Here is a 12791-nt window from a genome sequence, read left to right on the forward strand (position 1 = left end):
TCCGCCCCGCAGGCAATGGCGGGACTTCTCTTGGCGTCTTGCACAGACCATGCCGCCGGCCGCCCACGCGGGCGGCGGCATGGCAGAGGCTCAGTTCTTCGGCGCCGCCTTCGACTCGTAGCGCTTCGACCATTCGGCGAGCACGCGGTCGCGGTTATCTGCCATCCAGCCGAGATCGTTCTTGATCATGCCGGCTTCGGCATTGGCGGGATAGTTCGCCGGCTTGGTACCGACGCCGGGCGCAGCGACGATGGCATAGGTCTTGGAGTAGAGCTCGTTGGCGTCCTTGGTCGTCGACCAGTCGGCGATCTTCTTGGCGAGCGCGAGGTTCTTGGAGCCCTTGACGATGGCGCTGGCTTCCATCTCCCAGCCCACGCCCTCCTTCGGGATCACGACCTCGATCGGCGCGCCCTTGCTCTTCTCGGAGGCGCCGCGCATGTCGAGCGCCAGACCGATGGTGCGCTCGCCGCGCGCCGCCTGGACGCAAGGCGCCGAGCCCGAATGGAGATAGGCGCCGATATTCTCGTGCAGCCCGTCCATGAACTTCCAGCCCTCGGCCTCGCCCATGCTCTGCAGCCAGCCGGCGACCATCAGATAGCCGGTGCCCGACGAAGCCGGGTGCGGCATCACGATCTTGCCCTTGAAGGCCGGGTTCAGCAGGTCCTTCCAGGAGCTGGGAACGGCCACGCCCTTGGCCTCGGCCGTGTTGTAGCAGACGACGCCGAGATAAGCGTCCATGCCGGTCCAGGTATAGGGCTCCTTGTCGTCGCGGAAGACCGGCTTCAGCGCATCGGCGCCAGCGGGCTTGTAGGTTTCGAGCAGGCCGGCCTTCTCGAACATCATGAGGCTCGACGCCGCCAGGCCCATCACCATGTCGGCGCGGGGATTGTCCTTCTCGGCGAGGAAGCGGGCAGTGATGACGCCGGTCGAGTCACGCACCCAGACGACCTCCGCCTCCGGCACGGCTTTCTCGATCGAGGCCTTGAACGGTCCGAGCTGATCGTTCTCCAGGGCGGTGTAGACGGTCACCTTCGTCTTCTGCGCCTGAGCGACGCCCGGAAGCGCCAGCGCGAAGGCGCCGATGACGCAGGAAGCAAGCCAGTTCTTCATATTCTCATCCCCTCTTTTATGATCGGTTTGAACGCTCTTTCGACGTTTCTTCCCCTGACATGCAAAAACGCAGGTGGATCGCTCCACCTGCGCTGGCTTTTCTTGTTCACGCGGTCCAGGGCATCGACCACGTCTTGACGTTGGTGAAGGATTTCATGGCCTCGACGACACCCTCCTTGTAGCCGAGGCCGGAATCCTTGATGCCGCCGAAGGGGGACATCTCGATCCGGTAGCCCGGGACTTCCCAGAGATTGACCGTGCCGACCTCGAGATCGGCGACAAAGCGCTGGATGTAATCGTAGCGATTGGTGCAGATGCCGGAAGAGAGACCATAGGCGGTGGAGTTCGAGATCCGGATCACCTCGGCGATGTCGTCGGGCACGCGGACGATCGGGATCACCGGGCCGAAGGTTTCCTCATGCACCAGCTCGCAGGTGTAGGGAATCTTGTCGACCACGGTCGGATGGAACAGCGCCCCTTCCGCCCGCTTGCCGTAAAGCACCTCGGCGCCCTTGGTCACGGCGTCGTCGACGCGGGCCTGGAAGAGCGCGGCCGAGCGGGCGTTGATGACGCAGCCGACATCGGTTTCCGGGTCCATCGGGTCGCCGCATTTCAGCTTCTTCGCCTTCTCGACGACGAGCTTGGAGAAGGCGTCGGCGACGCTCTCGACCACCAGGATGCGCTTCACCGCCGTGCAGCGCTGGCCCGAGTTCTTGGTCGCGCCGGTGACGGCAAGCTCGGCCGCCTTGTCGAGATCGGCATCCTCCATGACGATCAGTGGGTCGTTGCCGCCGAGTTCCAGCACGATGCGCTTATAGCCAGCCTTGTCGGCGATGTGCTTGCCGACGCGGACCGAGCCGGTGAAGGTCACCAGATCCGCATCGGGATCGGTGATCATCGCATCGCCCATGGTCGAGGGATTGCCGGTGACGACCGAGAGCATCTCGGGCGGCAGGCCGGCCTCGTAGAGCACGTCGGCCAGCGCCAGCGCGGTCAGCGGCGTCAACTCCGTAGGCTTGAGGACGAGCCGGTTATTGGTCGCGATCGCCGGGGCCAGCTTGTGGCTGACCATGTTGAGCGGGTGGTTGAACGGGGTGATCGCCGAGATCACCCCGAGCAGCGGCTGGCGCGTGGTGAAGATCTTGCGCGCCTTGCCGTTCGGCGAGATGTCGCAAGAGAACATCTCGCCATCGTCCTTGATGGTGAGCTGCGCCGCGAAGGACCAGACATCGTAGGCGCGGCTGGCCTCATAGAGCGAGTCCTTCCAGCAGAGGCCCGCTTCCGCCGTGATCAGCTTGGCGAACAGCTCCTTGCGGTCGCGCAGCAATTCCGCCGTCTTCTGCAGAATCTGCTGGCGCTCGTAGCGAGAAAGCTTCGGCTTGAACGCCTTGGCCTGGGCAAAGGCCTCGCGGACATGCTCGGGCCGGGCCGCCGGTATCAGGCCGACCACGCTGTCGTCATAGGGGTTCCGGACCTCGACCATGTCGTCGGTCGTGACCAGCTTGCCGGCGATGCGCATCGCCTCGCGCCGCACCGGCGGCTTCACCGTCGCGTTCATCTCAGTTCACCAGGTTCAGGGCGACGTCGAAGACGTCGAAATTGCGGAGCGTGCGGCCCTGCGGCACCGTGATCGGCCGGTTGGCGATCATCGGCACGCGCTGCTCGGTGATGCCGCCATGCGAGCGTAGCGGCTCGGTCAGGCCCGAGAGATCGTGCCTGTCGGGCGAGGTGCCGATCACCTTCTGGCGGGTCGAGACGACCACGACATCGCCGATCCGGTCGGCCGGCAGTTCGAAGCGCTCGCAGGCTTCCGCCGAGGTCACCGCCAGCGCGATGCCGTCGAGGCCGGAGATGCGGGCAGCGACCTCCTCCTGGCTGGCGCCATCGGGCAGGTAGACCGTGGCGAAGGAGCCGAGCGCACCATGGTGGACGACATAGGGGTCGGTGATCGGCAGGATCACGCGCATCGTGCCCTTGCCATACCATTCGTCCATCAGGCTCTGGAGATAGACGACGTCCGGCTCGCCATTCGCGAGGTGCTTGTCGTTCATGCCGTGATCGGCGGTGATCACCAGCGTGCAGCCGAGCGTATCGAGCTTGCCGACATACCCGTCGAACATGGCGTAGAACGAGTCCGCCATCTCCGAGCCAGGACCGGCCTTGTGCTGCACATAGTCGGTGGTAGAGAGGTACATCAGGTCGGGCTTGAAGGTCTCCAGCAGCTTGACGCCGGCAGCGAAGACGAACTCCGAGAGATCGGCCGAATAGACCGACGGCACCGGCATGCCGACGAAATCGAGCACGTTCTGGATGCCGTTCTCCGCCTTGTTGGCCTTGTCGGCCTTTTCCGAGGAGAAGGCGATCGCGCTGCCCGAAGTGAAGTCGAGCCCCTTGCCGAGCAGCGTGCGCAGCTTGTCCTTGGCGGTGACCATCGCGACCTTGAAGCCGGCCTTCTGGAATTCGGCCAGGATGGTCGGCGCCCGCAGGAAGCGGGCATCGTTCATCATCACCTCTTCCTTGGCCTCGCGGTCATAGAAGAAGTTGCCGGCGATGCCGTGCACGGCCGGCGGGCGGCCGGTGATGATCGAGAGGTTGTTCGGGTTGGTGAAGCTCGGGATCACCGAATAGGCATGGGTGCTGGCGCCGGCCTTCATGATCCGGTCGAGGTTCGGCGTCAGGCCCTTGGCGCTGGCGGCCTCGATATAGGCCGGCTCCGAGCCGTCCATGCAGATCACCACCGTCGGACGCTGCGGCCGGGCATATTCGCGGCCGTTCGCAACGACATCCGCGCCGATCTTCGTGTGCATTGTCATCTCTGGGCTCCTCACGCGGCCGACTTCAGGCCGACGCCCATTTCATCAAGGACATCCGACACTGTGGCGACGAAGGCGCGCATGTCCTGCGCGCCGAGCGCGCCGATGCAGCCGATGCGGAAGCTGTCCGCGACCGTCAGCTTGCCGGGATAGATGACGTAACCGGCATCCTTCAGCGCGTCGTAGAAGCGCTGGAAGACGAAGTTCTTGTCCTCCGGCATGTGGAAAGTGACGATGATCGACGCCTGCCGGGCAGCCGGCAGCAGCGTGCGGAAGCCGAGCCCTTCCATGCCCTCGATCAGGATGCGGGCGTTCTCGGCATAGCGCTCGCCGCGGCCTGCGACTCCGCCCTCGGCCCAGAATTCCTGCAAGGCCGCGTGGAAGGCGACGATGACATGGATCGGCGGGGTGAAGCGATACTGTCCGGTGCGCTCGAAGCCGGCGTTCTGGTCGTGGAGATCGAGCACCAGCGTGGTCGCATTGCCCTTGGTCTCGGCGAGCGCGCTCTTGCGGGCGATGACGAAGCCGAGGCCGGGAACGCCCTGGATGCACTTGTTCGAGGAGGCGGCGACCGCGTCGAAATAGACCTCGCGGCTGTCGAGCGGCAGGGCACCGAAAGCGCTCATCGAGTCGACCAGCAAACGGCGGCCATGGCGCTTGGCCAGCGCGGCGATCGCCTCGACCGGGTTGCGGATGCCGCTCGTCGTCTCGCAATGGACGGTGAAGATGTGGGTGATGGCGGTGTCGGTAACCAGCATGCGGTCGATCTCGGCGAGATCGGGCGGGGTGTCCTCGGCGGTCTCGTGCACGGCGACGGCTCGGCCGGCGATCTCGACGATGCGCCTGGCGCGCTGGCCATAGGCGCCGTTAATTAGGACGAGGATCTTGCCGTCGCGCGGCACGAAGGTCGTCAGCATCGCCTCGACGGCGAAGGTGCCGGAGCCCTGCATCGGCACGGTGACGAAATCCTCGCCGCCATGGATGATCTTCGGCAGCTCCTCCAGAACCGCCTTGTTGATGCCGACGAAGGTCGCGTCGCGCGAGCCCCAGTCATGCACCATCGCTTCCTTGATGGCCTTGCTGGTGGTCAGCGGGCCGGGGGTCAGGAGGAGCGGATCACCGGTTTCGGAAGAGGCAGGGCGGCGGGCCTGGGCCATGATGGTCTCGCGATAGGTTGCGGCGGATGACCCGGACGCTAGGACCGCGATTGACATAGGTCCAATACATCGTTTCCATATCATCCATAGATAGGATCTATAGGTATGGCGATCAGCTATTCCGGCCTCGCGGCTTTCCATGCGGTCGCCGAAGCGCAGAGCTTCACCGGCGCCGCAAAGACGCGCCATGTCAGCCAGCCCACCCTTTCCGCCCAGGTGCGCGGGCTGGAAGATGCCTATGGCGTCAGGCTGTTCGACCGCGCCGGGCGGCAGGTGAAGCTGACCCCGCTGGGGCAGAGTCTCTTCGTGGTCACGGCGAGATTGTTCGCGGCGGAGGACGAGGCGGAATCGCTGCTCGCCGGCAGCCGCACGCTCCAGCGCGGCCATCTGCGGATCGCCGCCGACAGCGCCACCCATGTCATGCCGGCGCTCGCCCGCATGCGCGAGCGCTATCCGGGCCTGACCTTCTCGCTGACGATCGGCAACTCCTCCGAGGTCGTCGACCAGATCATGGATTTCGCGGCAGACGTCGCGATCACCGCGCGCGCCAATTCCGACCCGCGCATCCACAGCGTCCGGCTGCGCTCGGACGATCTCGTCGCCTTCGTCTCGGACCAGCACGAGCTGGCGCGGCACGACCAGATCCCGATCGAGGCCTTCGCCGGCCAGGACATCGTGCTGCGCGAGCGCGGCTCGATCACGCGCGAGGTCTTCGAGAGCCGGCTCTCGCTCGCCGGGATCAAGCCGGCGAACCTGCTGGAGGTGCAGTCGCGCGAGGCGGTGCGCGAGGCCGTCGCCTTCGGCTTCGGGATCGGCGTCGTCTTCGCCGCCGAGTTCAAGCCGGAGACCGGCCTGAAGCGCATCGTCATCACCGGCGCCGATTTCGATGTCGGCGAGTACATCGTCTGCCGGGCCGAGCGCCAGCGCCTGCCCCTCGTGCGCAGCTTCTTCGAAATGGTTCAGGACGTGATCGAGGCGCGTTGAAGCGAACGCGTCCCCCAGCCTCTTGCGCAAATTGACAAGCCGGACAAAGATATTTCAAACTTAAAATATAAGACCTGAGGGGACGGGCAGATGCGGGTTATTATCGTCGGCGGCGGCATTGGTGGATTGACCCTGGCGCTGATGCTCCATGCCCGCGGCATCGGTGCGACGGTCTACGAGCAGGCCAGCGAGATCCGCGAGGTCGGCGTCGGCATCAACACCCTGCCCCATGCGATCCGCGAGCTCGCCGATCTCGGCCTGCTGCCGGCGCTCGACGCGGTCGGCATCCGGACGCGCGAACTGCATTACATGAACCGGTTCGGGCAGACGGTCTGGCGTGAGCCGCGAGGCCTCCATGCCGGCGCGCCCGTGCCGCAATTCTCGATCCATCGCGGCCGGTTGCAGAAGATCATCCGCGACGCGGTCGCCGAGCGGCTGGGCGAGGACGCGATCCGCACCGGGCGCCGGCTGCAAGGCTTCATCCAGGACGAGGGCGGCGTTACCGCGCATTTCAGCGATGCCCGCCTCGGCGAGGCCGGCGAGACGGCGCGCGGCGACATCCTGATCGGCGCCGACGGCATCCATTCGGCTGTGCGCGCCTGCTATTTCCCGAATCAGGGTCCGCCACGCTGGCAGGGCGTGCAGATGTGGCGCGGCGCCTGCGACTGGCCGACATTCCTCGACGGCGAGAGCATGATCATCGCCGGCGGAATGGCCGGCAAGCTGGTGCTCTATCCGATCGGCAAGGGCACGAGCGCCAGGACGCGGCTGACCAACTGGGTCGTCAATATCCGCACCGGCGATCCCGAGCGGCCACCGCCGAAGGAGGCCTGGTCGAAGCCCGGCCGTCTCGAGGACGTGCTGCCCTTCGCCAGGCGCTTCAGCGTGCCGGAGGTCGATATCCTCGCGCTGATCCGCGCCACCGGGACATTCTGGGAATATCCGATGTGCGACCGCGATCCGCTGCCGCGCTGGACCCATGGCCGCGTGACGCTGCTCGGCGACGCCGCCCATCCGATGTATCCGGTCGGCTCCAACGGCGCCTCGCAGGCGATCCTCGATGCGCGCTGCCTCGCCGACTGGCTGGCCAAGGCCGAGCATCCGCGCCAGGCGCTGGCAGCCTATGAGGCGCAACGCCTGCCGGCGACGGCGGAGGTGGTCGCGATGAACCGTGTCGGCGGGCCGGAGCGGGTTATCGACGCGGTCGAGGCGCTGGCACCGCAAGGATTCGACGATGTCGAACGCGTGCTGGGCTATGCCAAGCGCGAGCAGATCGTGAAGTCCTATGCCGGAAAGGCCGGGTTCTCGGCCGAGCAATTGGCGGGGAAGAAGGGTTAGGCGTCATGGTCGGGCTTGACCCGACCATCTCGGAAACCAGAGCCCTCTCGTCACGAGTTTCTCGGGTCGCTGCCATGCAGCGCCCGAGAATGACGACTTTCGCGTAAAATTAGTGCGAAGCGCCTACCGACCCTCACGCCCCTTCGGGCGGAGGCGGCAGGAAATCGACCTCGTGCTTGGCCGAGAGGGCGACGACATCGGCCGGCTTCTGCTCGGCCATCGAGTGCAGGCCCCAGAACAGGTCGTAAAGCCGGGCCGTCGGCGAGACCCAGAACAGGCACTTCACCGTCGCGTCGCTCTTGTTGAACAGGCCGTGCGGGATGTTGCGCGGCAGCTTGATCAGGTCGCCGGCCGTGGCGAAGCTCTCCTGCCCGTCGAGCAGCAGGTCGAGCCGGCCCTCCAGCATGTAGATGAACTCGTCCTGCGTCGTATGGATATGCGGCGGCACGAAGGTGCCGGGCGGCAGGGTCGCGTGCCAGGAGAAGCTCTCCTCCGTCAGCGTCTTCGGCACATAGGTCTGGCCGAGGATGCTCCAGGAGATGCCGTCGAGACCTTCATTGGCGCGCGTCACGCCTGCGGTCAGCGGTTTCATGATCTTGCTCTCCTCATCTGCCGGCGCGGGCCGGATGGCGTTGGCGTGACCTGCTCAAAAGTGCAGGAAGCGATCCTTCACGGCGCTGTCGCTGCGCAGTTCCGCGCTGGAGCCGCGCCAGACGACGCGGCCTTTCTCCAGCACGACATGGCGGTCGGCGATCCGGACCAGCGCATCGACGTTCTTGTCGATGACGAGGATCGATTCGCCTTCCGCCTTCAAGGCAGTCAGGCAGTTCCAGATCTCCTCGCGGATCAGGGGGGCGAGCCCCTCGGTCGCTTCGTCGAGGATGATCAATTTCGGATTGGTCATCAGCGCCCGGCCGATCGCGAGCATCTGCTGCTCGCCGCCGGAGAGCTGGTTGCCGCGGTTCTCGCGCCTCTCCTTGAGGCGCGGGAAGAAGGCGTAGATGCGCCCGAGGTCCCAGCGCTTCTTGCCGGAACGGTCGGCGGCTGTGGCGATCAGGTTCTCCTCGACCGAAAGCGTCGGGAAGATCTGGCGGCCTTCCGGCACGAGGCCGATACCGGCCTGCGCGATGCGGAAAGGCGCGGCGCCGGTCAGGTCCCGCCCGCCGAAGGCGATCTTCCCGGCTTTTGCCGGCAGGAGCCCCATGATCGAGCGCACCGTCGTGGTCTTGCCCATGCCGTTGCGGCCGAGCAGAGTCACGACCTCGCCCTCGCCCACAGTGAGATCGACCCCGAACAGGATCTGCGCTTCGCCATAGCCGGCATCGAGCCCTTCGACGCTGAGCATCGCTAGCCCTCCTCGCCGAGATAGGCCTGCCGCACGGCCGGATCGGCCCTGACCGCCGCCGGCTCGCCCGAGGCGATCACCCCGCCATAGACCAGCACGGTGACGCGGTCCGCCAGCGCGAAGACGGCGCTCATGTCGTGCTCGACCAGCAGCATGGCGAAGCGGCCCTTGAGGCTGTTCAGCAGCGCGATCAGGCGCTCGCCTTCTTCATGCCCGACGCCGGCGAGCGGCTCGTCGAGCAGGATGAGCTTCGGCTGCAAGGTCAGCGCCATCGCGATCTCCAGCGCCCGCTTCTCGCCATGCGAGAGACTGCCCGCCGGCGCATGGGCGCGCTCGGCGAGACCGACCGCCTCCAGCGCTTCCCAGGCGGGGGCGTTGAGGGCGTCGTCGCCGGCCGCGTCACGGAAGAGCGAGAGCGGGCGGGCGCTATGCGCCTGCACGCCGAGCGCGACATTCTCCAGCGCTGAGAGCGAGGCGATGGTCGAGGTGATCTGGAAGGTGCGGGCGAGCCCGGCGCGCGCTCGCGCCTGCGGCTGCAGGCGGGTGATGTCCTGGCCGCCGAACAGGATCGCACCGGCATCCGGCTTAAGCGTCCCGGATATCTGGTGGACCAGCGTGGTCTTGCCGGCGCCGTTGGGACCGATCAGCGCGTGGAGCTCGCCGGGCGCGATGGTGAGGTCGACCCCGTTGGTGACCTTCAGCGCGCCGAACGACTTGGCGAGACCTTTGAGGGCAAGCGCCGGCTCAGCCATCGCGGCGCCCCCTCAGCTTGTTGGCGAGCCCGGCGATGCCGCCACGGGTGAACAGCACGAAGAGCACGATCAGGGGTCCGAAGATGACCTTCCAGTTCTGCGTCAGCGACGAAAGCACGTCCTCGGTGACGAGGAAGGCGAGCGCGCCGAGGATCGCGCCATAGAGCGAGCCGACGCCGCCGAGCACGACCATGAAGATCAATTCGCCCGAGCGCGACCAGGACATATAGGCCGGGCTGACGAAATCGGTCTGGTTGGCGAGCAGGAAGCCGGAGAGGCCCGCCATCATGCCGCTGATCACATAGGCGCCGAGCCGGACATGATTGACGTCGTAGCCGGTGACGGTGACGCGCACGGCATTCTCGCGCGCTGCCCTGAGCACGCGGCCGAAGCGCGAGGCGACGATGCGACGCGCCAGCCAGTAGCAGAAGGCCAGCGTACCCAGCGCGATATAGTAGAAGCCGGTGCGGTTGGCGAAGACCTCGCGCCCGAAGAGCGTGCTCTTCTCGTAGAGCGTCAGCCCGTCGTCGCCGCCATAGGCCGAGAGCGCCTGCGCGAAATAGAAGGCCATCTGCCCGAAGGCGAGCGTGATCATGATGAAGGCGACGCCGCGCGTGCGCAGCGAGACATAGCCGGTCACCGCTGCAAAGACCGCGCAGACGAGCAGGATGACCGGCAGCGCCACCAGCAATTCGGTCCGGCCCTCGGTGATCAGGATGCCGGTGCCATAGGCGCCGATGCCGATGAAGGCGGCATGACCGAAGGAGACCAGGCCGCCGATGCCGAGGACGAGATCGAGCGAGAGCGCGGCGATGGCGAAGATCATCGCCCGCGTCACCAGCGTCAGCCAGTGCCCAGGCAGGCCGAGCGCGGAGGCAAGCGGCAGCAGGGCGAGCAGGAGGAAGATTACGAACGGGGCCAGCCGGCGCACCGTCGGGGCAACCGGTCGCGCCACGGGCGCAGTCGATGTCGAGGGAGTGCCCGCCATGCTCACGAGCGCCCCTTGGCCGGCAGCAGGCCTTCCGGCCGGACGAACAGCACCGCCGCCATCACCAAATAGATCAGCATCGAGGAGAGCGCGGCGCCGGTCGCACGCGCCGAGGCCGGCGCCATGAACAGCCGGAGCAGGTCGTTCATCGAGGAGCGGCCGAGCGTGTCGACAAGGCCGACGATCAGCGCGCCGACGAAAGCGCCGCGGATCGAGCCGATGCCGCCGACGACGATGACGACGAAGGCGAGGATCAGGACCGTGTCGCCCATGCCGGGCTCGACCGAGAGGATCGGTGCCGCCATCGCTCCGGCAAAGCCCGCGAGCATCGTGCCGAAGGCGAAGACGACCATGAAGAGCTTGCGGATATCGACGCCGAGCGCCGAGACCATCGGCGCGTTCGAGGCCCCTGCCCTCAGCAGCATGCCCGCGCGCGTCTTCTCGACCACGAACCAGAGCAGCGCGCCGACGCCGAGGCCCGCCGCGATCAGGGCGAAGCGGTAGACGGGGTAAAGGATGCCGTCCATCAATCGGACATTGCCGGAGAGGAATTCCGGCACGGGCACCGAGAGCGGCGCGGCGCCCCAGATCATCTTCACCGCCTGATTGAGCAGCAGGATGAGCCCGAAGGTCGCCAGCACCTGATCGAGATGGTCGCGTTCGTAGAGATGCCGGAAGACCAGGAATTCGAGCGCGAGTCCGAGCAGCAGTGCGGCCGCCAGCGCGAGCACGAGGCCAAGCAGGAAGGAGCCGGTCAGCCCGACAAAGGTGACGGCGAGATAGGCTCCCAGCATGTACTGGACGCCATGGGCGAGATTGATGAAGTCCATCACGCCGAAGACCAGCGTCAGTCCGGCAGCGACCAGGAACAGCAGGACGCCGAACTGGAGGCCGTTCAAGAGCTGGACGATCAGGAGGCTGAGGGTCATCGCGCGGTCCTATGTCAGGGCCGGTCACAGGACGTCATGCTCGGGCTTGACCCGAGCATCTCGTGACGAAGAGATCCCCGGGTCGAAGCTCCGCTTCGCCCGAGGATGACGCTTCGCGTCACTTCAGCGCGCAATCCTTGGCGTGCGGATCGGCGTAGTCCGAAAACACCTTCTGGGCGATCTCGGTCTGGAACTTGCCGTCGGCGCGCTTGGCGACCTTGACGAGGTAGAAGTCCTGGATCGGATAGCCGTTGGTGTTGAACTTGAACTTGCCGCGCAGCGAGGTGAAATCGGCCTTCTTGATCGCCTCGCGCAGCTTGTCGGGATTGCCGGCGCCGCCCGCCGCCTTCACGGCGGAATCGATCAGCATCGCCGCATCGTAGGACTGCTGGGCATAGGAGCCGGGCACGATCTTGTAGGCCGCCTCATAGGCTTTGACGAAGTCCTTCGTCTGCGGGTTGTCCATGTTGGGCGCCCAGGTCATGCCGCCAAAGAGGCCGACCGCTGCGTCCTGCTGCGCCGGCAGGGTCGATTCATCGACCGTGAAGGCGGAGAGGAACGGGATCTTGCCCTGCAGGCCGGCCTGCGACCACTGCTTGACGAAATTGACGCCGAGGCCGCCGGGCAGGAAGGCGAAGACGACATCGGGCTTGGACGAGGCGATCTTGGCGAGGTCGGCCGAGAAATCCATCGCGTTCAGCGGCGCATAGACCTCGTCGACGATCTCGCCCTTGAAGTAGCGCTTGAAGCCGGCAAGCGAGTCCTTACCCGCCTGATAGTTCGGCGCGATGATGTATGCCTTCTTGTAGTTCTGGTCCTGCGCGTATTTGCCCAGGACCTCGTGCACCTGGTCGTTCTGGTAGGAGGTGACGAAGAAGTTCTTGTTGCAGGCCTTGCCGGCCATGGTCGAAGGCCCGGCATTCGGGCTGATCAGGAATGCGCCGGAATCGAGCACCGGCTTGGCGATCGCGCCGAGGATGTTCGAGAAGACCGGGCCGACGACGAAGGCCGGCTTCTCGCTCTCGACAAACGAGCGCACGCGCTCGACCGCGACGTCAGGCTTCAACTCGTCGTCGATCACCGTGATCTTGACCGGCACGCCGCCGAGCTTGCCGCCGTTCTTGTCGACCGCGAGCTGAAAGCCGTCGCGGACCTGCTGGCCGAGCGAGGCGGCCGGGCCGGTCAGTACGCTGACCACGCCGATCTTGATCGGCTCCTGTGCCTGCGCGGACGCGATGGACAAAGCCAGCGCCCCACAACCGAGTGCCAGACCGAACCTGAATGTCGTCATCGATGCTCTCCCGGAAGAGTTTAAAGCGCGGCCCCGTTCCCTTGGATTTCTTCGGCTCGCGCAGACCATAATGTTTCAAGCTTA

General features: G+C 66.0%; 12 protein-coding genes. 2 read left to right on the plus strand and 10 right to left on the minus strand.

The features are described from left to right. Positions 1 to 90: 90 nt before the first annotated feature. From AC3WMA_RS00825 to AC3WMA_RS00840, 4 genes are all read right to left on the minus strand, one after another. Entirely contained in the window at positions 91 to 1110 is a 1020-nt protein-coding gene (locus AC3WMA_RS00825) for a putative 2-aminoethylphosphonate ABC transporter substrate-binding protein (RefSeq protein WP_492283524.1), read from the minus strand. A gap of 106 nt (positions 1111 to 1216) precedes the next feature. Continuing rightward, positions 1217 to 2668: a phosphonoacetaldehyde dehydrogenase gene (gene phnY, locus AC3WMA_RS00830; protein WP_492283525.1), complete on the minus strand. Its 1452-nt coding sequence runs from the start codon at positions 2666 to 2668 to the stop codon at positions 1217 to 1219. A gap of 1 nt (position 2669) precedes the next feature. Next, positions 2670 to 3917 carry a phosphonoacetate hydrolase gene (gene phnA / locus AC3WMA_RS00835; protein ID WP_492284721.1) on the minus strand — a complete coding sequence of 416 codons (1248 nt, stop codon included), beginning with the start codon at positions 3915 to 3917 and terminating at the stop codon, positions 2670 to 2672. Positions 3918 to 3934: 17 nt separating this feature from the next. Continuing rightward, the gene (locus AC3WMA_RS00840) at positions 3935 to 5080 is read right to left on the minus strand and encodes a 2-aminoethylphosphonate--pyruvate transaminase (RefSeq protein WP_492283526.1); all 1146 of its coding nucleotides are present in this window, start codon (positions 5078 to 5080) and stop codon (positions 3935 to 3937) included. A gap of 105 nt (positions 5081 to 5185) precedes the next feature. Here AC3WMA_RS00840 and AC3WMA_RS00845 point away from each other — a divergent pair, with 105 nt between their 5' ends. Together AC3WMA_RS00845 and AC3WMA_RS00850 are read left to right on the plus strand one after the other, a co-directional pair. Further along, a complete protein-coding gene (locus tag AC3WMA_RS00845; protein WP_492283527.1) occupies positions 5186 to 6064 on the plus strand; it encodes a LysR substrate-binding domain-containing protein in 879 nt (292 codons plus the stop codon). A gap of 90 nt (positions 6065 to 6154) precedes the next feature. After that, complete coding sequence (locus tag AC3WMA_RS00850) at positions 6155 to 7402, plus strand: flavin-dependent oxidoreductase (RefSeq protein WP_492283528.1); 1248 nt, start codon at positions 6155 to 6157, stop codon at positions 7400 to 7402. 133 nt (positions 7403 to 7535) lie between these two features. Here AC3WMA_RS00850 and AC3WMA_RS00855 read toward each other — a convergent pair whose 3' ends face one another. From AC3WMA_RS00855 to AC3WMA_RS00880, 6 genes are all read right to left on the minus strand, one after another. After that, a complete protein-coding gene (locus AC3WMA_RS00855; RefSeq protein WP_492283529.1) occupies positions 7536 to 7994 on the minus strand; it encodes a cupin domain-containing protein in 459 nt (152 codons plus the stop codon). 54 nt (positions 7995 to 8048) lie between these two features. After that, positions 8049 to 8747, minus strand: a complete 699-nt coding sequence (locus tag AC3WMA_RS00860) for an ABC transporter ATP-binding protein (RefSeq protein WP_492283530.1) — start codon at positions 8745 to 8747, stop codon at positions 8049 to 8051. 2 nt (positions 8748 to 8749) lie between these two features. After that, on the minus strand, positions 8750 to 9499 hold the full coding sequence (locus AC3WMA_RS00865; protein WP_492283531.1) for an ABC transporter ATP-binding protein: 750 nt from the start codon (positions 9497 to 9499) through the stop codon (positions 8750 to 8752). Beyond that, entirely contained in the window at positions 9492 to 10487 is a 996-nt protein-coding gene (locus AC3WMA_RS00870) for a branched-chain amino acid ABC transporter permease (RefSeq protein WP_492283532.1), read from the minus strand. The genes AC3WMA_RS00865 and AC3WMA_RS00870 overlap by 8 nt, the downstream gene beginning before the upstream one ends. Before the next feature lie 2 nt (positions 10488 to 10489). Continuing rightward, positions 10490 to 11416 (minus strand): branched-chain amino acid ABC transporter permease, encoded by a 927-nt coding sequence (locus AC3WMA_RS00875; RefSeq protein WP_492283533.1) that lies wholly within the window; start codon positions 11414 to 11416, stop codon positions 10490 to 10492. A gap of 118 nt (positions 11417 to 11534) precedes the next feature. Further along, positions 11535 to 12707, minus strand: coding sequence for an ABC transporter substrate-binding protein (locus AC3WMA_RS00880; protein WP_492283534.1), 1173 nt, complete (start codon positions 12705 to 12707; stop codon positions 11535 to 11537). Positions 12708 to 12791: the final 84 nt, after the last annotated feature.

The sequence above is a fragment of the Allobosea sp. FW305-C-101 genome (assembly GCF_058783685.1).

What these genes read in the sequence shown, in the direction of transcription:
- AC3WMA_RS00825 (WP_492283524.1), bottom strand. Translation starts at nt 1,110, where the DNA reads ATGAAGAACTGGCTTGCTTCCTGCGTCATCGGCGCCTTCGCGCTGGCG.
- phnY (WP_492283525.1), bottom strand. Translation starts at nt 2,668, where the DNA reads ATGAACGCGACGGTGAAGCCGCCGGTGCGGCGCGAGGCGATGCGCATC.
- phnA (WP_492284721.1), bottom strand. Translation starts at nt 3,917, where the DNA reads ATGCACACGAAGATCGGCGCGGATGTCGTTGCGAACGGCCGCGAATAT.
- AC3WMA_RS00840 (WP_492283526.1), bottom strand. Translation starts at nt 5,080, where the DNA reads ATGGCCCAGGCCCGCCGCCCTGCCTCTTCCGAAACCGGTGATCCGCTC.
- AC3WMA_RS00845 (WP_492283527.1), top strand. Translation starts at nt 5,186, where the DNA reads ATGGCGATCAGCTATTCCGGCCTCGCGGCTTTCCATGCGGTCGCCGAA.
- AC3WMA_RS00850 (WP_492283528.1), top strand. Translation starts at nt 6,155, where the DNA reads ATGCGGGTTATTATCGTCGGCGGCGGCATTGGTGGATTGACCCTGGCG.
- AC3WMA_RS00855 (WP_492283529.1), bottom strand. Translation starts at nt 7,994, where the DNA reads ATGAAACCGCTGACCGCAGGCGTGACGCGCGCCAATGAAGGTCTCGAC.
- AC3WMA_RS00860 (WP_492283530.1), bottom strand. Translation starts at nt 8,747, where the DNA reads ATGCTCAGCGTCGAAGGGCTCGATGCCGGCTATGGCGAAGCGCAGATC.
- AC3WMA_RS00865 (WP_492283531.1), bottom strand. Translation starts at nt 9,499, where the DNA reads ATGGCTGAGCCGGCGCTTGCCCTCAAAGGTCTCGCCAAGTCGTTCGGC.
- AC3WMA_RS00870 (WP_492283532.1), bottom strand. Translation starts at nt 10,487, where the DNA reads ATGGCGGGCACTCCCTCGACATCGACTGCGCCCGTGGCGCGACCGGTT.
- AC3WMA_RS00875 (WP_492283533.1), bottom strand. Translation starts at nt 11,416, where the DNA reads ATGACCCTCAGCCTCCTGATCGTCCAGCTCTTGAACGGCCTCCAGTTC.
- AC3WMA_RS00880 (WP_492283534.1), bottom strand. Translation starts at nt 12,707, where the DNA reads ATGACGACATTCAGGTTCGGTCTGGCACTCGGTTGTGGGGCGCTGGCT.